18 protein-coding genes and 1 rRNA gene are annotated in these 19434 nt (G+C 44.6%); 18 read left to right on the top strand and 1 reads right to left on the bottom strand.

Annotated elements, in window-relative coordinates; translation table 11 throughout:
• Positions 1-9 precede the first annotated feature (9 nt).
• From ispE to GT589_RS06750, 14 genes are all read left to right on the top strand, one after another.
• Positions 10-888 (top strand): 4-(cytidine 5'-diphospho)-2-C-methyl-D-erythritol kinase, encoded by an 879-nt coding sequence (gene ispE, locus GT589_RS06815; RefSeq protein WP_293397926.1) that lies wholly within the window; start codon positions 10-12, stop codon positions 886-888.
• A complete protein-coding gene (locus GT589_RS06810) occupies positions 878-1564 on the top strand; it encodes a GntR family transcriptional regulator (RefSeq protein WP_293397924.1) in 687 nt (228 codons plus the stop codon). The genes ispE and GT589_RS06810 overlap by 11 nt, the downstream gene beginning before the upstream one ends.
• Positions 1565-1730: 166 nt before the next feature.
• Positions 1731-2792 (top strand): D-alanine--D-alanine ligase family protein, encoded by a 1062-nt coding sequence (locus GT589_RS06805; RefSeq protein WP_293397922.1) that lies wholly within the window; start codon positions 1731-1733, stop codon positions 2790-2792.
• 29 nt (positions 2793-2821) lie between these two features.
• Entirely contained in the window at positions 2822-3628 is an 807-nt protein-coding gene (gene murI / locus GT589_RS06800) for a glutamate racemase (RefSeq protein ID WP_293397920.1), read from the top strand.
• A 63-nt stretch (positions 3629-3691) separates the two neighbouring features.
• Entirely contained in the window at positions 3692-4114 is a 423-nt protein-coding gene (locus GT589_RS06795; protein ID WP_293397918.1) for a DUF1934 domain-containing protein, read from the top strand.
• A 132-nt stretch (positions 4115-4246) separates the two neighbouring features.
• Positions 4247-5650 (top strand): tRNA lysidine(34) synthetase TilS, encoded by a 1404-nt coding sequence (gene tilS / locus GT589_RS06790; protein ID WP_293397916.1) that lies wholly within the window; start codon positions 4247-4249, stop codon positions 5648-5650.
• Positions 5651-5728: 78 nt separating this feature from the next.
• Complete coding sequence (gene ftsH, locus GT589_RS06785; protein ID WP_293397914.1) at positions 5729-7690, top strand: ATP-dependent zinc metalloprotease FtsH; 1962 nt, start codon at positions 5729-5731, stop codon at positions 7688-7690.
• Positions 7691-7756: 66 nt separating this feature from the next.
• Positions 7757-8149 (top strand): thioesterase family protein, encoded by a 393-nt coding sequence (locus tag GT589_RS06780; protein WP_293397912.1) that lies wholly within the window; start codon positions 7757-7759, stop codon positions 8147-8149.
• Positions 8150-8197: 48 nt separating this feature from the next.
• On the top strand, positions 8198-9160 hold the full coding sequence (locus GT589_RS06775; protein ID WP_293397910.1) for a biotin--[acetyl-CoA-carboxylase] ligase: 963 nt from the start codon (positions 8198-8200) through the stop codon (positions 9158-9160).
• Positions 9161-9252: 92 nt separating this feature from the next.
• Positions 9253-10026 carry a type III pantothenate kinase gene (locus GT589_RS06770; RefSeq protein WP_293397908.1) on the top strand — a complete coding sequence of 258 codons (774 nt, stop codon included), beginning with the start codon at positions 9253-9255 and terminating at the stop codon, positions 10024-10026.
• Positions 10027-10075: 49 nt separating this feature from the next.
• Positions 10076-11056 (top strand): tRNA dihydrouridine synthase DusB, encoded by a 981-nt coding sequence (gene dusB / locus GT589_RS06765; protein WP_293397956.1) that lies wholly within the window; start codon positions 10076-10078, stop codon positions 11054-11056.
• 153 nt (positions 11057-11209) lie between these two features.
• The gene (gene greA, locus GT589_RS06760; protein WP_293397955.1) at positions 11210-11692 is read left to right on the top strand and encodes a transcription elongation factor GreA; all 483 of its coding nucleotides are present in this window, start codon (positions 11210-11212) and stop codon (positions 11690-11692) included.
• 42 nt (positions 11693-11734) lie between these two features.
• On the top strand, positions 11735-13192 hold the full coding sequence (gene lysS, locus GT589_RS06755) for a lysine--tRNA ligase (protein WP_293397954.1): 1458 nt from the start codon (positions 11735-11737) through the stop codon (positions 13190-13192).
• A 214-nt stretch (positions 13193-13406) separates the two neighbouring features.
• Positions 13407-13634, top strand: a complete 228-nt coding sequence (locus GT589_RS06750) for a hypothetical protein (protein ID WP_293397906.1) — start codon at positions 13407-13409, stop codon at positions 13632-13634.
• Positions 13635-13660: 26 nt separating this feature from the next.
• On the opposite strand, the gene GT589_RS06745 is transcribed toward GT589_RS06750, so the two are convergent.
• Positions 13661-14839, bottom strand: a complete 1179-nt coding sequence (locus tag GT589_RS06745) for a pyridoxal phosphate-dependent aminotransferase (protein WP_293397904.1) — start codon at positions 14837-14839, stop codon at positions 13661-13663.
• 251 nt (positions 14840-15090) lie between these two features.
• On the opposite strand from GT589_RS06745, the gene GT589_RS06740 reads away from it, so the two are divergent.
• The 4 genes from GT589_RS06740 to GT589_RS06725 all read left to right on the top strand — a co-directional run.
• Complete coding sequence (locus GT589_RS06740; RefSeq protein WP_293397902.1) at positions 15091-15681, top strand: metal-dependent hydrolase; 591 nt, start codon at positions 15091-15093, stop codon at positions 15679-15681.
• 352 nt (positions 15682-16033) lie between these two features.
• Entirely contained in the window at positions 16034-18409 is a 2376-nt protein-coding gene (locus tag GT589_RS06735; RefSeq protein ID WP_293397900.1) for an anaerobic ribonucleoside triphosphate reductase, read from the top strand.
• A 103-nt stretch (positions 18410-18512) separates the two neighbouring features.
• On the top strand, positions 18513-19043 hold the full coding sequence (gene nrdG / locus GT589_RS06730; RefSeq protein ID WP_293397898.1) for an anaerobic ribonucleoside-triphosphate reductase activating protein: 531 nt from the start codon (positions 18513-18515) through the stop codon (positions 19041-19043).
• 294 nt (positions 19044-19337) lie between these two features.
• Positions 19338-19434: ribosomal RNA gene (locus tag GT589_RS06725) — 16S ribosomal RNA — on the top strand; the annotation flags it as partial.

Genomic DNA, 19434 nt, shown 5'->3' with positions numbered 1-19434 from the left:
GGAGATATAATGGAAGTCAAGCTGAAAACAAGAGCTAAAGTTAATTTTTCAATAGATGTGGTAGGAAAAAGGGAAGACGGATATCATCTTGTCGAGATGATAATGCAGACTATAGATCTGTACGACGTGATAACGCTGTGTGACACACCAGAAAAGGGCATATCGATAAAGTGCAGCAGCGGCATAGTGCCAAGCGACTCTAGAAATATAGCCTACAAAGCAGCAGACCTCATCATAAAAAGATGCGGGGTTGAAAAAGGCGTAAAAATCGACATAGAAAAGCGGATTCCTGTAGGTGCCGGCATGGCTGGCGGAAGCTGTAACGCGGCTGGTGTGCTTGTGGGTTTAAACAGGCTTTGGAATCTGGGGCTTTCGGTTGAGGAGCTTAAGCAGTTGGGCCTTGAGCTGGGAGCTGATGTTCCGTTTTGCATAGAGGGAGGGACTGCTCTTGCGCAAGGGATAGGTGAAAAGCTAACTGCGCTAAAGGACGTCAAGGATGTTTGGATAGTAGTATGCAAGCCGAATTTTTCGGTTTCGACAGCGGAAGTATATAAAAGTCTGAAATTGGACAGCGTGGGCACAAGACCGGACACTGGAAGACTTTTGGGATATATGGAAAAAAACGACATAAAGGCGCTTGCCGGCGGCATGGCCAATGTGCTTGAAGGCGTAACACAGAGCCGCTACTCTGTAATAGCTCATATAAAGGACAAAATGATGCATCAAAGGGCGCTTGGAAGCATCATGACAGGCAGTGGACCGACAGTTTTTGGAATATTTAAAAATTTTGAGGATGCCCACAAGGCTGAATCAAAACTAAAGGCGATGTGGGAACAGACTTATTTAGTAAAAACTGAAAACAGGGGTGTTGAATTCAATGAAGGGTAAAATAGGAAATCTTAAGCTTGAAAACTATAAGCCTCTAAGGGACATAGTTTTCGAACATTTGAGGGAGGCAATACTTATTGGAAAGCTTGAGCCTTCGACAAGGCTCATGGAGGTGCAGCTTGCAGACGAGCTTGGCGTAAGCAGAACCCCTGTGAGAGAGGCTATAAGGAAGCTTGAACTTGAAGGGCTTGTGGAGATGATACCAAGGAAAGGCGCATATGTGGCCGATGTGTCGGTAAAGGATGTCGAAGAGGTGCTCGAGATAAGGACGGGTCTTGAAGGGTTTGCATCAATGCTGGCAGCCCAGAGGATGATGAAGGAGGACCTTGGAGAGCTAAAGAGGATACTCGAGATATTCAAGAAGGCATACGAGGAGAACAATCCGGAAAAGATGGTTGAGTCAGACATAGCCTTCCACGAGGTCATATTCAAAGCGACTACAAACAAGAAGCTGATGCAGATGAACAATTCGCTCAGAGAGCAGATATACAGATTCAGAAGGATGTATATAGTCGAGTACCATAAGTCAGAGAATCTTATAAAAGAGCACGAAGATATAATTGAAGCTATAGAAAAAAGAGACAGCGAGCTTGCTATGCACAAGGCCATGAAGCACATAAAGCTTCAGCAGGAATTCATAGTGGAGCAGACAAAGGCGAAGAAAAGCAAATATTAAAAACAAAAGAAAAAACCAAAATGCGATCGTTTTGGTTTTTCTTTTTGGCTTAAATTCAAATATGTATTTTACTTGAATGCCTATAATGTGTAAAATATAATTATATTTATTTATAGAAATGACGAGCGGGTTATGGATTCCTGCACAAAACAGGGGGATTGACGGTATGGAGAAGCTTAATGTGGTTATACTGTTTGGCGGAAAGTCAGGAGAACACGACGTTTCACTCGAATCTGCGGCATCCGTATACAGAGCTATAGACAAGGATAAATACAATATTCATACGATAGGAATTGCAAAAAATGGCAAGTGGTCTTACTGCAGCTGCGGACCAGATGAGATACAAAGCGGCAGATGGATGGAGCATGAGGTAAAAGGTTCGAAAATAAATTTCATACCTTCTCAAAAAGGTTCTATAGGTATAGAATTGAATGATGGGAGAACGGTGCCTGTTGATGTTTGCTTTCCGGTGCTTCACGGACCGCGCGGAGAGGACGGCACAATACAGGGTCTCTTTGAAATGGCTGAAATTCCTTATGTAGGCTGCAAGGTGCTTGCCTCTAGCCTGGCGATGGACAAGATAATGTTCAAGAAGATAATGGATTTTGAAGGCGTCCCGCAGGTCGACTATGTATATACTACCAGATTTGAATTCACGGCGGATCCTCAGGGTTTTGCCGACATTGCCGAAGAGAGGCTTGAATATCCGATGTTCACAAAGCCTGCAAACATGGGCTCGAGCGTGGGAATATCTAAGGTAAGCAGCAGGGCGGAGCTCATAGAAGGCGTGGGAAAGGCGCTCGAGTTCGACTCTAAGGTGGTTGTGGAGCAGGGCATAAGTGCGAGGGAGATTGAGGTTGCCGTGCTTGGCAACAGCAGGGTTGAAGCTTCTGTGGCAGGCGAGATAATTCCGTGCAAGGACTTTTATGACTATGAGGCCAAATACCTTGCTAATGAGTCAAAGACCCTCATACCTGCCGGCATAGACAAGGAGCTTGAAGACAGGATAAGGGAAATGGCTGTTAAGGCTTTCAAGGCCATAGACGGCAGCGGAATATCGAGAATTGACTTTTTCGTCGAGCATGGAAGCGGCACTGTGTATTTGAATGAGATAAATACAATGCCGGGCTTCACAAAGATAAGTATGTATCCAAAGCTCTGGGAAGCAAGCGGAGTAAGCTACAAGGAGCTTATAGACAAGCTTATACAGTTGGCGATGGAGAACTAGATTTGAAATAGATTTGAGAGGTGTAGATAGTGAAAGAAAGTCCGATAGGAGTTTTTGATTCAGGTATTGGTGGACTAACTGTACTCAAGGAGATAATGAAGGTTCTGCCATCTGAGAACATAGTCTATTTTGGAGATACAGCCAGAGTTCCATACGGCTCGAGGTCTGCCGAAACTGTTACAAAGTATGCATTCCAGTCCATAAATTTTCTGCTTGAAAAGGGCGTAAAGGCCATAGTTATAGCCTGTAACACGGCAACAGCCAGAAGCCTTTCGATAGTTCAGCAAAAATACGACATACCTATAATTGGAGTTATAAAGGCTGGCGTCAGAACTGCAATGGAGCTTACGAGCAGCAACATTGTGGGAGTCATAGGAACGGAAGGAACTGTAGGCTCAAGAGCCTACGAGCTTGAAATGAACAGCATATCGAGCAGCGTGCAGGTTAAAGGAAAGGCCTGCCCGCTATTTGTGCCAATAGTTGAGGAAGGCTGGCATGATACGGATGTTGCCGAGATGATAGCCCATAGGTATCTCGATGAGCTAAGGGCGAGCGGCATAGATTCGCTTGTGCTCGGATGCACTCACTACCCGCTGCTTACAGACACCATACAAAAGGTAGTTGGGGAAGATATAAAAATAGTCAATCCTGCAAAGGAGACGGCCATGGATTTAATAGACGTACTTCAAAAGCATAATCTGCTCAATGAAAGCGGAAAACAGCCCTCATATGAGTATTACGTCTCAGACAATCCGGAAAAATTCACGCAGGTTGGAGAGAAGTTCCTCAATAGAGAAATTGATGGCATAAAACTTGTTGAAATACAAAAATATTAATGCTAAAATGGTTATTGCAATGTCAGTAACTAATAGGGTCCCATTTTGCAATGAGGTGGTTTTTTGAGCAGGGAAGTAACTATAAATATAAAAACAATTCAGACTGATTCCAAGGGGAACAGTGATGATATTGAGCTTGTAACCCGAGGGGATATCTATGAAGAGGACGGAGTCATATACGTGGTGTATGAGGAGACGGAGCTTTCAGGCATGGAGGGGACAACAACAACCCTCAAGATATTCGACAATCAGGTTGTGCTAAAAAGGCTTGGTCAGAACACTTCGGACATGATTTTTGAAAAGGGAAAAAGATTCAAGACGAAATACAAGACGTTTCATGGTGATATATCAATGGAGCTGCTTACGACGGCGGTGGATGTCAATGTGGACAAGAAGCAGTGCAAAGTGGATGTAGACATAGCTTACGATATAAACATATCAGGCGTGTTCGAAGGCAAAAATAAGATGAACATAAGAATAAGCTGACTATAATAGAGGCAGAGGGTTTCCAGCTGCCTCTATTTATTTACCTTTCATCTAACTTAATAAATTAATGAATGTCAAATTGGGTATAAACCTAAACGTTGAAAATATTACAGCTGAAAACGAGGTAGCCATATGATTCTTGAGAAGGTAAAAAATACTATTGAGAAACATTCCATGCTAAAAGAAGGCGACAAGGTTATAATAGCGCTCTCGGGCGGGCCGGATTCGGTATGCCTCATGGACGTGCTTGCAAGGCTTAAGGATGAATACGGAATAAGGCTTTATGCGGCGCATTTGAACCACCAGATAAGAGGCATCGATGCCCAAAAGGATGCAATGTTTTGCATGAAGCGTTGCGAGGAAGAGGGTATAATGTGTTTTATAAAGGCTTACGATGTGCCCGCTTACTCCAGGGAAAAAGGGCTCTCAATTGAAGAAGGGGCCAGAGAGCTGCGCTACGGGATGTTTTTCGAGCTTCAAAAGAAGCTCAGTGCCGGCAAAATTGCAGTAGCCCACAACCTTGACGACCAGGCGGAGACCCTGATAATGAGGATGATGCGCGGTACGGGGCTTGAAGGCCTCAAGGGAATGGAGTATTCAAGGGGAGACGGAATAATAAGGCCTCTTCTGGATGTGACCAGGGAAGAAATTGAAGCGTACATCTCGCAAAGAGGGCTTGAATTCAGAATTGACAGCACGAACCTGGAGGACATATACACAAGAAACAAGATAAGGCTTAAGCTGATACCTTATATAGATGAAAACTTCAATGTCGATATAAAAAAGGCGCTTTCTAGAATGGGCTCGCTTCTGAGCGACGATGCCGACTATATAAACTCATGCGCCAAGGCTGAATTCGACAGGGTTTGCACCCTTGATGACGAGTGCCGGGCCAGAATCGAGGTCGCGAAGCTTACGGCTCTTCACGACGCCATCTCAAGCAGGGCCGTGCGTATGGCAATAGCATCCATAGCAGGTGATATCAAGGGGATACAGCAGGTACACATAGAATATGTGATGGAACTTGCCCGCAACGGCAAGGAGGGCTCCCGTATTGACATACCAAGAGGCCTTATGGTCATAAAGGAAAACGGCCATATAGTCATAAAGAAAAATCAAATGGAGAGTACGCATGCTGAGAATGTGGGCTTTGCTTATGAACTTGAAGGCGAAGGCAGCATGAGAATTGAGGAAGCCGGAGTAATGGTTCAAACAGCAATACTCGATAAAGATCCTTCATGGCATATTGAGAGGGATAGACATACGGCCTACTTTGATCTGGACAAGGTGAGCGGCAAGCTGTCTGTGACAAGCAGAATGGAAGGCGACAGGATAAGGCCTATAGGGCTTGGAGGAACCAAGAAGCTCAAGGACCTCTTTATAGACCTTAAAATAGCAAGGGAACAGCGAGACTATATACCTGTGCTAAGAGACGAAAGCGGAGTCATGTGGGTTGTGGGATACAGGCTGAGCGAGGACTACAGGGTAGATGCACATACAAAGAGGCTGCTTAAGGTTACATTCACAGAACTCTAGTCTGGAATTGGAAAATATTGAATTAAAAAATATTTTGTGATACAATTACAGGTGTATATTTAGGGAGGAGGACCCATTTTGCAGAAATTTTTTAAGGGAGCAAGTTTCTATTTGCTCATATTTATAATAATAGTTTCTATAGTCCAGTTTTTTGGAAAGCCTACTCAGGAAGTTGTAGACATGAAGTTTTCCAAAGTATATCAAATGCTTGAAAAAGAGCAAATCGGTGAAATAACATTCACCAACGAGCAGATACAGGGAACTGTAAAGTCGACGGGTCAGAAGTTCACATCGTACATTCCGTACCCAGTGAGCAGGGAGCAGATTTCGCAGATAATACTCAAGCAGGCTTCGGAAGGCAAGCTTGTTGTGAGCGGGGAACCTGAACCGGGCACGCCGTGGTTCTTTGAGATTCTGCCGTCGGTATTCATGATACTGATATTTGTGGTTTTCTGGTTTGTGTTCATGCAGCAGTCGCAGGGCGGCGGCAACAGGGTCATGAACTTTGGAAAATCAAGAGCCAAGCTTCACAAGGAGAATGAAAAGAGCAAGGTCACATTTAATGATGTTGCAGGGCTAGATGAGGAAAAGGAAGAGCTCCAGGAGGTTGTAGACTTCCTGAAGAATCCCAAAAAATATACTGAGCTGGGAGCGAGGATACCTAAGGGGCTTCTTCTTGTAGGACCTCCGGGAACAGGAAAGACTTATCTTACAAAGGCTGTGGCAGGAGAGGCGGGAGTTCCGTTTTTCAGCATAAGCGGCTCGGACTTTGTTGAGATGTTTGTCGGAGTGGGAGCATCGCGTGTTAGAGACCTTTTCGAGCAGGCAAAAAAGAGCGCTCCATGCATAGTTTTCATAGACGAGATTGACGCTGTGGGAAGAAGAAGGGGAGCGGGCCTTGGCGGAGGCCATGATGAGAGGGAGCAGACTCTCAACCAGCTTCTTGTTGAAATGGACGGCTTTGGAATAAATGAGGGTATAATAATAATGGCGGCCACAAACAGGCCTGACATACTCGACCCTGCGCTGCTTCGTCCGGGCAGATTTGACAGGCAGGTGGTAGTAGGAGTTCCTGACATAAAGGGAAGAGAGGCCATACTCAAGGTTCATTCAAGGCACAAGCCGCTTGCGGACGATGTGGACCTGAAGGTGCTTGCAAGAAGAACGCCTGGATTTACGCCTGCAGACATAGAGAACCTCATGAACGAGGCTGCGCTGCTTACTGCAAGGAAGAAGGAAAAGTACATCAAGATGGATACAATAGAAGAGGCCATAACCAAGGTCATAGCAGGACCGGCCAAGAGGTCGAGAGTAATAAGCGAGAGGGAGAGAAAGCTCACAGCTTACCACGAGGCTGGACACGCTGTGGTCGCGACGCTGCTTCCTGATACGGACCCCGTGCACCAGGTTACTATAATCCCAAGAGGCAGGGCCGGCGGTTTTACCATGATACTTCCGAAAGAAGAGAAATACTACGCTACAAAGCGCGAGATGGAAGAGCAGCTAATACACCTGCTTGGAGGAAGAGTCGCTGAAAAGCTTGTGCTCAAGGATATATCCACAGGAGCGCAAAACGACCTTGAAAGGGTAAGCCACATAGCAAGGGCTATGGTAACCAAGTACGGTATGAGCGAAAAGCTTGGCTCCATGACTTTCGGAGAGGCTTCAGATGAGGTGTTCCTTGGCAAGGACTTTACAACAAGGAAGAACTATTCTGAAGAGATTGCTTCGGAGATAGACAGGGAGATAAGAAGGATAGTAGATGAGGCCTACGACAAGACGGTCAGACTGCTTGAGGAAAACATGGCGACGCTTGACAATGTTGCCAGAGCGCTTTTGAAATTCGAAACTCTTGATTCAGAACAGTTCAAGATGGCGTTCGAGGGTACTCTTGTGGTTACAGAGGAAGACCTCGAAATGATAAAGGTTGAAAAGGCGGAGCAGGCCGTTCATGAAAAAGATGACAGAAAAAAGGCTGCTCATGTTGAAAAGGCCAAAGAGGCTATACAGACATCAACTACAATGGATTCAGAAAACTAACAAGCAAAAGCCGGGGATTTCCCGGCTTTTTGATGTATAAGTTGATTTGCGGATGGAGGAAAATGAATGAAGGATGTAAAACCGGGCGTGAAGGCCAGCGTTCAAAAGCAGGTGGAATTTGAGGACTCGGCTGCCGCCCTTGGAAACGAAGGGATAAAGGTGCTCTCGAGCCCGGCTATGATACTGCTTATGGAGCTGGCCAGCGCCAAGGTGTTGACGCCATACCTGGAGGAAGACGAGCGCACAGTCGGGATAGCTTTTGATATAAGGCATATGGCGCCTACACCCGTAGGCATGAATGTCGTGGCAAGCTCTGAGCTTGTTGAAACAAGTGGCATAAAGTTCAAATTCCATGTGGAGGTGCTAGACGATATGGAGAAAATAGGCGAAGGCACAATAAGCATGGCGGTTATAAAAATGGAAAGGTTCCTGGAAGGCGCCATATCCAAGAAGCTGTAGCCCAGGCCGATTTTATTATACAGACGATGACGTTCAGGGGGTGAAAATGTGAAAGAGAAAATTCTTGAGTTCCTTGCACAGAGCAAGGGAAGCTATGTTTCGGGCGAGCATATATCCGAAGAGCTTGGAATATCAAGGGCAGCCGTGTGGAAACATATAAAGTCGCTCAGAGAGGAGGGGTACATTATCGAGTCCTCGAGCAGAAGAGGCTACATGCTGCCGCTTGCATCAGACGTTATAATCCCGTCCGAAATAGAAGCTATGCTCGATACGGAGTTAATAGGAAGGCACATAGTTTTTCTTGAATCAATAGATTCCACAAATGATTATGCAAAAAAAATCGCAGCCGAATCGCCCGATGGAACCCTTGTGATAGCCGATGAGCAGACAAAGGGCAAGGGCAGGATGGACAGGGCCTGGAGTTCCAAAAGGGGAGAAGGCATATGGATGAGCATGGTCCTAAAGCCGAGAATTGCGCCGCATAGGGCTTCGCTAATAACCCTTATTGCAGGGGCGGCCGTAGCCAAGGCGCTTGAAGGACTTGGCGCAAATGTGCAGGTGAAGTGGCCCAACGACATACTAATTGGCGGCAAGAAGCTGTGCGGCATACTCACTGAGATGGGCGCCCAGATGGAGAGAATTGACTATATAGTTCTGGGCATTGGCATCAACGTGAGTACGACGGAATTTTCCGAAGAGATAAAGGGCATTGCGACTTCCTTGAAAAGCGAGGGGCATTATCTATCCAGAAAGGATGTAATAGCCTCTGTTCTGAACGAGTTCGAACGCATGTACACATCATATGTCAAAACAGGCGATGCCTCTGAAGCCATAAGCATATGCAGGGAAAAGTCGAGCCTCATAGGCAGGGAAATATACGTGATAAGCTGGGGAGGAAAAGAACCTGCCAAAGCGCTCGATATAAGCGACGAAGGCGATCTTATAGTTGAGTACGAAGATGGGAGAATAGAAAAGGTTATATCCGGAGAAGTGTCCGTGCGAAACAGGTAGATTATTTTGTTGTTGAAATGGGAAAAAAACACTGTTAAAATAAAATCTGCAAGCAATTCGTAAAGAATAAACCATCAGGGAGAAGATGATATATGCTTTTAGTGTGCGACGTTGGCAACACAAACACTGTGCTTGGAGTATACAAAGGCGACAAGCTTATGAATTACTGGAGAATGAAAACTGACAAGCAAAAAACATCGGATGAGTATGGAATGCTGATTCACCAGTTTTTCGCATATGAAGGACTTGATTTTTCGCAGATAGAGGATGTCATAATATCGTCTGTAGTTCCCAATGTCATGCATTCGCTGGAAAATTTCTCCGTGAAATATTGCGGCAAGAAGCCAATGGTGATAGGTCCCGGTGTAAAGACGGGCATGAATATAAAATACGACAACCCGAAGCAGGTGGGAGCTGACAGAATAGTCAACGCCGTAGCCGCGTATCAGAAGTATGGCGGACCACTTGTAATAGTTGACTTTGGAACTGCGACTACATTTTGTGCTATATCCAAGACCGGGGAGTATCTGGGCGGAAGCATAGCGCCGGGCATACAAATATCAAGCGAGGCACTTTTCCAGATGGCTTCAAAGCTTCCAAGGGTTGAGCTTGTAAAGCCAGGCAGGGCCATCAGTAAAAATACAGTGGGAGCAATGCAATCCGGCATAATATACGGCTACGCAGGCCTTGTAGACAGAGTTGTAGACCTTATAAAGGCTGAGCTTGGAGACGTCAATGCAAAGGTGATAGCAACCGGAGGACTTGCAACGCTTATAGCATCCGAAGCCAGGAACGTGGACCATGTCGATCGATTCCTGACGCTAGAGGGGCTCAAAATAATATACCACAGGAACAAGGCCGAGTAGAAAGGCCTATGGCATCAAGAGTTTTGGAGGAGATATATTGAAAGCTGGTTTGAAAATCGGAGGCCTTGAGTTAAGGCACAATGTTTTTCTGGCGCCAATGGCCGGCGTCACGGATTTGCCGTTTCGACTCATATGCAAGGAGCTTGGCAGCGAGCTTTTGTACACGGAGATGATAAATGCCAAGGCGCTGTGCTATGAAGACGAAAAGACGAGGTCCATGACAAGGATAGAAAAGCAGGAGCATCCAGTGGCGCTTCAGATATTCGGGCACGAACCCGAATTCATGGCTGAGGCGGCGAGCATTCTCAACGACCATGAAAACGAAATACTCGACATAAATATGGGCTGTCCGGCGCCGAAGGTTGTCAAAAACGGCGACGGAAGCGCGCTGATGAAAAATCCGGAGCTTGCGGGCAGGATAATGGAAGCGGCGGTAAAGGCCTCTAAAAAGCCTGTGACCGTAAAAATAAGGGCAGGCTGGGACAAGGACAGTATAAATGCCGTTGAAATGGCAAAGATTGCGCAGAGCTGCGGCATAAGTGCCATAGCAGTACATGCAAGGACGACCGAGCAGTACTATTCGGGGAGTGCAGACTGGTCGGTAATAAAGGCCGTAAAGGATTCGGTTTCTATTCCGGTAATAGGCAACGGCGATGTTCAGTGTGCGCAAGACGCGCTTAATATGCTTGAAAAGACAGGCTGCGATGCTGTGATGATAGGCAGAGGCGCGCAGGGCAATCCATGGATATTCAACGAGGTGTACAGATATCTGGAATACGGTGAGCAGGTAAGGGAACCTTCCGCGGCTCAAAAGATAGAGACTGTGCTAAGGCATCTTGAGCTTGCGGTACAGATTAAAGGAATGCACACGGGCATAGTGGAGATGAGAAAGCACATCGGATGGTATCTCAAGGGAATGAAGGGCTCGGCAAAAATTAAGAATGAAATAAATACGCTGTATGTATTCGAAGAAATCAAGGACAGGCTGCTTTGCTACAAGGAAGAGCTGAATGTGCTGCTTGACACATAAAAAATACTAATTTATAATACATTATAATGCGCAAGGGTGTATAGTAGCCCTTCTGTATTTGAATTCCAATACTTGTTGACATATTGATATAATCCTATTGGATTCTATCAGTTTTTTTGTTTTAGATTAAAATCAGGAGAGAGGGGAATGCAAATGGATCCAAACTCAAAGGAAATACTTCTAACGAAGGAAGGCTATAAAAAGATAGAAGACGAACTTGAACTGCTAAAGACGGTGACAAGAAAAGAGGTTGCCGAGAGAATAAAGGAAGCAATATCTTTTGGAGATATATCAGAGAATGCAGAGTATGACGAGGCGAAAAATGAGCAGGCTAAAGTGGAGGAGAGAATCTTAAAGCTTGAGAACATGCTCAGGAAGGCCAAGATAATAAAGGAAGAAGACATAGAAGCCGATGTGGTTACTGTAGGCTCTATAGTCAAGGTTATGGACTTTGATTTCGATGAAGAAATGGAGTACACTATAGTGGGTTCTGCGGAGGCGGATCCTTATGACAACAAGATATCTAATGAATCTCCAGTAGGAAGCGCACTCATCGGAATGAAAAAAGGCGATGAAATCGAAGTCAGCGTTCCTGACGGAACAGCGAGATTTAAAATACTGGATATAAGAAGATAATCGGAGGTGCTTTAGTTGTCAGAAGAATTGAATTTGAATGAGATGCTGCAGATCAGAAGGGACAAGCTCAAGAAACTTCAGGAAAGCGGAAATGACCCTTTTAAAATAGAAAAATACGATGTGAGTGCATATTCTGCTGACATTAAGGAGAATATAGACTCCATGCAGGGACAGCAGGTCAGGATTGCAGGCCGTGTAATGAGCAAAAGAGGCCACGGCAAGACTACGTTCATGGATGTGCAGGACAGCATGGGCAGAATACAGTCATATGTGAAGGTGGACGGACTAGGCGAAGCTGAATATGAAGTGTTCAAGACATATGACATAGGCGACATTGTGGGCGTGGAAGGCGAGGTTTTTATAACTCAAAAGGGAGAAATTTCCGTCAAAGCTTCAAAGGTTACGCTGCTCTCCAAGTCGCTCCAGATACTGCCTGAAAAATTCCACGGACTCAAGGACCCGGATCTAAGATACAGGCAAAGATACGTGGATCTTATAGTGAATCCGGAGGTCAAGGAGAAGTTCCTTACAAGAAGCAAGGCTGTAAAGGCGGTAAGGGAATTCCTGGACGAGAAGGGTTTTCTTGAGGTTGATACGCCTATACTCAATACAATTGCCGGTGGAGCATCTGCAAGACCTTTCATCACGCACCACAACACTCTGGACATAGACATGTACCTTAGGATAGCAAACGAGCTTTACCTGAAAAGGCTTATAGTTGGCGGCTTCGACAAGGTATACGAGATGGGCAGAATGTTCAGGAACGAGGGCATGTCCATAAAGCACAATCCGGAGTATACTGCAATAGAGCTTTATCAGGCTTATGCAGACTACGAAGAGATGATGAACATAACTGAAAACATAGTAGCGTATATGGCAGAGAAGGCAGTAGGCTCAACCAAGGTTACATATCAGGGCAAAGAGATAGATCTTACTCCGCCGTGGAACAGGATGAGCATGAAGGAAGCCGTAAAGAAATATACAGGAATAGACTTTGACGATATAAAAACCGACGAAGAGGCATATGAAATAGCGAACAAGAAAGGACTAGAGCTCAGAGCAGGCCTTACAAAAGGACATATACTCAGCGAGATATTCGAAGAATTCTGTGAGGAGCATCTTGTTCAGCCTACGTTCATAACTCACCACCCCGTGGAGATTTCTCCGCTGGCAAAGAGGAATCCGGACGATCCTACAATAACAAACAGATTTGAGGCCTTCGTGAACACATGGGAGATAGCGAATGCATTCTCAGAGCTTAACGACCCTATAGACCAAAGGGGCAGATTCATGGATCAGCTAAAGCAAAGGGAGCTTGGCGACGACGAGGCCCAGATGCTTGATGAGGATTTCATCAATGCAATAGAGGTAGGCTTACCTCCTACAGGCGGACTCGGCATAGGAATAGACAGGGTGATGATGCTGCTTACAGACTCGTCTTCCATAAGAGATGTAATACTCTTCCCGACTATGAAGCCGATAATAAGCGAATCAAAATAAAAAAAAGCAGCACTTAATTCAAATATTAGTTTAAAAAAACAATAAAAGGGTATCAATTACTCCGTGAGTCACTGACTTGCGGGGTTTTTCTTTTTTAAAATATTTTCTTGAATTTTTTCATAAAACACTTTATTTTTGGTGAAAATTTTGGTATATTTGAAATAAATACCATAGCTGTTGACTTTTTCATACAGGAGAGGAGGAATTTTTAAAAATGTTTACGTGGATATGCTTGATCTGCATAGTGGTGCTGGTTTTCAAGGTCATGTGGTTTTTGTCGATGAGCACTCTCTCGGAACTGTATGAAAGCAAGCCTGCCGGACGAAAGGCAAAGAGGAAGGCAGTGCAGACAGCAATGGGCTATACATACGCAGCAACTGGTACATATGGAAACGGCGGATATACAACAAATCCTTACATAGAAAAAAGAAGAAGCATGTAGATGCTTCTTCTTTTTTAGGTTTTAGGCTAAAGCGCCTTTATGAAGTTCCCTATTCTTGTTATACCTTCAGTTATTTCTTCGTCCGAGCATGCGTAACACATTCTTATGAAATCGTCAGTTCCAAAGGCTATTCCAGGAACCACGGCTACTCTTTCCTTCTCAAGCAGGCTCTCGCAAAACGCCATGGATAGGCTCTCGCCGTGAGGCAGCTTGTCCCTTAGGCTGGATATGTCCACGTATAAATAGAACGCTCCCTGAGGATATACGTAAGATATTTCGCTTATATTGTCGAGCAGTGAGGCTGCTAGGTCTCTTCTTTTCTTAAACACAGCTACCATATTGTCCATATCGGCTTCGCATTTGTCTAGAGCTGCATAGGCTGCCCACTGGGCTATTGTGCTCGGGTGCGACACAAGGTGGCCCTGTATAGATGTTATGGCTTTGGCTATAGCGGTATTTGAAGCTGTGTAGCCTACCCTCCAGCCTGTCATTGATGCTGATTTTGAAAATCCGTTTATAGTTATGGTAATGTCCTTTGCCTTTTCCGAAAGTGACGCTATGCTTGTGAATTCTCCTTCGTAGTTTATCTTTTCGTATATCTCGTCGGCAAGTATTATTATATTCTTTTCTATGCAGTAGTCGACTATAACTTCAAGCTCTTCCTTCGAGTAAATAGCTCCGGTTGGATTGGAAGGGTTTGACATTATTATCACTCTGGTTTTTTCGCTCATGTGCTTTTCGATGTCAGCAACTGTGACTTTAAAGCTGTTTGACTTGTCTGCATCCACAAACACAGGAATTCCGCCCACTAGTTTTACTGTTTCTGGATAGCTCACCCAGTAAGGTATTGGTATAAGGACTTCCTCGCCTGGATTTATCACAGCCATAAGAGCGTTTGTTATGGCATGCTTGGCGCCACTTGATACTACAATCTGGTCAGGCGAGTATGAAACCTTGTTTTCCTTTTTGAGCTTTTCGACTATAGAAGCTTTGAGCTGCTTAAGTCCCGAAACCATGTCGTACCTGGTCTTGTTGTGGACTATGGCCTCTATGGCAGCAAGCTTTGCTTTTTCGGGAGTAGGAAAGTCAGGCTCTCCCACGCTAAGGTTGATTATCTCGATTTTTTGTTCTCTGAGCTGTGTAACCTTGCTGTTGATGCCTATCGTAACCGACGGTGTTATGTTCAGGGCTCTTTGTGAAAGCATATGATATTTCCTCCTTTTGATGTGCCGATTATGCAGGCGAGCATAAATCGGATTTCAATACGATAAAGTATAGAGTAAATTATAAAGCAAAAAAATGGTTTTGAAAAGGCTAATATCAGCCCTTTTGAGGTGTTTTATTATTAACAGGTAATAGCTCAAAATCCAGTTGACGCTGCACGGCATAATGGAGTAGATTATTCATAGCGAACGAATGCGGCAAGGCCGAAAAAATATGCATGGAGGATTTTGACATGACAGGCAAAACACACGTATCTATTGGCATAGCAGCTGCTTTTTGTGCAGCAGACGCGCTGGCGATAATGCCGGGGGCCGAATACATCCTAGCTGCGGCTGTTGGAAGCCTGCTTCCTGACATAGACCATCCCAGCGGCAAACTTAACAAGAAGATACTTCCCTCGTCGAACGGAATAGACAAGATGGCAGTATATTTAATACTGGCTTTTTTGGCGGGCTACCTCTACGTTAAAGATTCAGGCATGGGCTCGATGCTATATACAGTTCCTATTTTTTTGATTGTGGCATTTTCAAAGCATAGGGGAGTGACGCACAGTATACTCGGGACATTGGTTTTCGTATATGCGGCATACAAAATAGGAGTTGAAACCGGAAAGGAGAGCCTTGTTTTTCCATTTGCAATAGGGTATGTGCTGCATATAGCATCCGACATTTTCACCTCAGGTGGAGTCCAGCTTTTTTATCCGGCAGTAAAGAGAATAACGCTGCTTAAAGCATTTAAATCGGGCGGCTCAGGAGAAAGAACTCTGTTTCTGACATTCTCATTGCTGGCTTTCTACATGGCTTTCAAGGTGTATTTCAAATAAATCTCCCGATTGGTCTTAATTACTTATTAAACTTTTTCTTTAGTGAGATTTTTGCTGAAAAAATTTTATATGGCTTCTGCAGAGTCTAGATTTGCTGGCTTTCATATTTTTGAAGCTGTATTTCCAATATGTACGGCGATTTGCCATATCTCAGAAAAACTGATAATATAAATACTAAGACAAGCCTTTCTTTATGCGGGTGTGATGTGCATAAATAAAAAAAGGCGATTTTTTTTGTTAGACACATCTACATATAGTGTATATATAAGATGTACACACAACATAGTGTGGATTAATTGTGGATGATGTGGATATAATGTTATTGTTTAGAATCGTGAAGGGAGCTGCGAACATGATTGATATGATAAGAAAAAGGGATGGAAGAGTCATTCCGTTTAACAGTGAAAAAATAACAAGGGCAATATTTCTTGCTGCAAGCGAGGCTGCAAAAAAAGAGGGAAGAACTGCAGACTACAGCGTTGCTGAAGCGCTTACGGATGATGCCATAGCTTTTATAAATAAAAAATTCGCCGGTCAGGTGCCTACCGTTGAGGAAGTGCAGGATGCAGTAGTAAGAACGCTCATAAAGACAGGTCACGCCAAGACTAGTGAGATCTACATACTATACAGGGCAGAAAGAACAAGGATAAGAGACTCGAAGAACAGGCTGATGCAGGACATACACAACATAACCTTCCTGGATTCAGAGGATGCTGACATAAAGAGAGAGAATGCAAATATAGATGGTAACACGCCTATGGGCATAATGCTCCAGTACGGAAGTGCCGTGTCCAAGGAGTTCTGCAAAAAGTTCGTCATAAAGCCGGAGCATGCGCTGGCCCACGAAAGAGGGGATATACATATACACGATATGGATTTCCTGAACATGGGAACAACTACATGCTGCCAGATAGACATATCTAAGCTGTTTGACGGAGGCTTCTCGACAGGTCACGGATACCTTAGAGAGCCAAACGACGTACTAAGCTATGCCGCACTTGCAGCCATAGCAATACAGGCAAACCAGAATGACCAGCACGGCGGACAGAGTATACCGAAGTTCGACTACGATATGGCAAAAGGAGTAATGAAGTCCTTCAAAAAGAGACTTAAAGAAAATATCTCCAAGTTCGCAGAAATAGAGCTTGAGCTTTCGGATGGGGAGCTTGACGAATTCGTGGATTCTGTTCTTGCGGATTACGGAGCAGTCAGATCTATTGAATTTTCAGGTGACGAAAAAGAAAGGCTTTCGGAGTGCATAGAGAAAGCCATTGCCGGAAAATCTTTGGCTTGCACCGATGAAGCAAAATCCGTTTCGAAGAAAATGGTTGAGTTTGCGCTTGGAAGATCGCTCAAGGAAGTCGACAAACAGACATATCAGGCTATGGAGGCTTTTGTACACAACCTCAATACTATGCATTCAAGAGCAGGAGCTCAGGTTCCGTTCTCTAGCATAAATTTCGGAACTGATATTACTCCGGAAGGACGTATGGTTTCAAAAAATCTCATGCTGGCACAGGAGCACGGACTTGGCAACGGCGAGACTCCAATATTCCCAATACTTATATTCAAGGTAAAGGGCGGAATAAACCTCAACGAGTCTGACCCTAACTATGATCTTTTTAAGCTTGCATGCAAGGTTTCAGCAAAGAGGCTTTTCCCTAACTTCGCATTCCTGGATGCTCCTTTCAACAAGAACTACTACAAGGAAGGCAAGCCTGAAACAGAAGTGACATACATGGGCTGCAGGACAAGGGTGATGGGAAACATATTCGGTGAAGAGGTTGCACCGGGCAGAGGAAACATATCTTTTTCATCACTTAACCTTCCAAGAATAGGAATCAACCATGGAATCATATTGGGTGAAAGAACCGAGCCTGACATGGAAGGCTTCTACAGGGATCTGGATGAAAAAATACAGATTATTGTGAATCAGCTGATTGAAAGATTTGAGATACAAGGCAGCAAGAGAGTAAAGAACTTCCCGTTCCTTATGGGCCAGGGAGCATGGATACATTCTGACGAGCTTGGACCTGATGACAAGATAAGAGATGTAATAAAGCACGGCAGCCTTACAATAGGCTTTATAGGTCTTGCGGAAACACTGAAAGCCCTCATAGGGGAGCATCATGGTGAGAGTGAGAGAGCCCAAAAACTTGGGATTGAGATAGTTGAGCACATGAGAAAAAGAGCTGACGAAGCCAGCCAGAAGCACAGTCTCAACTTTGCGCTCATAGCAACTCCGGCTGAAGGACTTTCGGGAAGGTTCCTGAACATAGACAAGAAGCAGTATGGAGTAATAGAAGGCGTGACTGACAAGCAGTACTACACCAACTCGTTCCACATACCTGTAGGCTACAAGCTAAGCGCTTATGACAAGATAGGCAAGGAGGCTCCATACCATGAATTTACAAATGGAGGCCACATATCATACGTGGAGCTTGATGGCGATCCAAGCGACAATGTAGAGGCTTTTGAGAGCATTGTAAAACACATGGCGACAAGTGGAATAGGCTATGGCTCAATAAACCACCCTGTGGACAGATGTCCTTCGTGCGGATATACGGGCATAATAAGAGATATGTGTCCTGAATGCGGAATAATAGAGGGACAAAACGGCGTCCGCTTCGAGAGGATAAGAAGGATAACAGGATATCTTGTGGGTACTGTGGACAGATTCAATGACGCCAAGAAATCAGAAGTCAAGGATAGGGTAAAGCACGTTTAGTTAAAACCATTATATTATAATTATATATGACACAAGATGCGGGGGCGGCCTTTCTGGTTGCCCTCGAATTATCGCTGCTAGAATTGATGGGGAGGTGCACGTGGTGAAACTAAGACTTTCAGGACCAATGACTATTGACAGCATAGTAGACGGTGATGGCATAAGGGCTGTTGTATGGGCCCAGGGCTGCAGGCATGCCTGCGATGATTGCCACAATCCGCAGACACATTCATTTACAGGCGGCTTCGAAATTGAAGCAGATGAGCTGATAGAGCAGATAAAAGGCTTAAGGCTCCACAAGGGCATTACGCTTTCGGGAGGAGACCCTTTTGAGCAGCCCCTTGCCCTGGCGCACGTATGCAGAGAGGCTAAAAAAGCAGGGCTGGATATATGGGCCTATACAGGATATACATTCGAGGAGCTAACTGACAGGGACAGCAAAATGCATCAAGAGTGGGCGAGTCTGCTATCTGAGATTGATGTGCTCGTTGACGGAAGGTTCGATAAGGATAAGAAAAGCCTGCTTCTTAAATTCAGAGGCTCTTCAAATCAGAGGATAATAGACGTCAGAAAATCACTTGAGCAGGGCTGCGCTGTGATATATGAAAAATATAAAGATGAAAAATTCGAATAATCTGTTGACACTTATTTTGAAAGCTGATATAGTAGTCTATGTTGTCGCTTCGGGCAGCCGAAAGAAACATGAAACATGGCTGCAGAGGCAGATGCAAAGAAATAAAAAAAGAAACGAAAAAAGATGTTGACTTGGAGAGCTTGAAGTGATAAGATAATCAAGTCGCAAATTGAACCTTGAAAACTAAACAGCAGGTTTATTTTTTAAAGATGGCTAAGCCATCAAAATTATTTAAAGTCAGTGAGGCATCGAAAGATGTCAAAGTGAGCTAAAAGGACAATGTCCTAAGGATTTCTTTTTAAGAGTTTGATCCTGGCTCAGGATGAACGCTGGCGGCGTGCTTAACACATGCAAGTCGAGCGAACAAAACGGGAGGGAGTCTTCGGACAAA

Source organism: Peptoclostridium sp. (assembly GCF_009881055.1).
GTDB lineage: Bacteria > Bacillota > Clostridia > Peptostreptococcales > Peptostreptococcaceae > Peptoclostridium_A.
The sequence above is the reverse complement of the archived record's forward strand: the minus strand, read 5'-3'. Positions and strand labels throughout refer to the sequence as shown.

Coding starts and splice junctions, on each gene's coding strand:
- GT589_RS06750 (WP_293397906.1), top strand. CDS start 13,407: ATGTTTACGTGGATATGCTTGATCTGCATAGTGGTGCTGGTTTTCAAG.
- GT589_RS06810 (WP_293397924.1), top strand. CDS start 878: ATGAAGGGTAAAATAGGAAATCTTAAGCTTGAAAACTATAAGCCTCTA.
- GT589_RS06735 (WP_293397900.1), top strand. CDS start 16,034: ATGATTGATATGATAAGAAAAAGGGATGGAAGAGTCATTCCGTTTAAC.
- tilS (WP_293397916.1), top strand. CDS start 4,247: ATGATTCTTGAGAAGGTAAAAAATACTATTGAGAAACATTCCATGCTA.
- ispE (WP_293397926.1), top strand. CDS start 10: ATGGAAGTCAAGCTGAAAACAAGAGCTAAAGTTAATTTTTCAATAGAT.
- GT589_RS06805 (WP_293397922.1), top strand. CDS start 1,731: ATGGAGAAGCTTAATGTGGTTATACTGTTTGGCGGAAAGTCAGGAGAA.
- GT589_RS06745 (WP_293397904.1), bottom strand. CDS start 14,839: ATGCTTTCACAAAGAGCCCTGAACATAACACCGTCGGTTACGATAGGC.
- GT589_RS06770 (WP_293397908.1), top strand. CDS start 9,253: ATGCTTTTAGTGTGCGACGTTGGCAACACAAACACTGTGCTTGGAGTA.
- GT589_RS06740 (WP_293397902.1), top strand. CDS start 15,091: ATGACAGGCAAAACACACGTATCTATTGGCATAGCAGCTGCTTTTTGT.
- lysS (WP_293397954.1), top strand. CDS start 11,735: ATGCTGCAGATCAGAAGGGACAAGCTCAAGAAACTTCAGGAAAGCGGA.
- greA (WP_293397955.1), top strand. CDS start 11,210: ATGGATCCAAACTCAAAGGAAATACTTCTAACGAAGGAAGGCTATAAA.
- GT589_RS06780 (WP_293397912.1), top strand. CDS start 7,757: ATGAAGGATGTAAAACCGGGCGTGAAGGCCAGCGTTCAAAAGCAGGTG.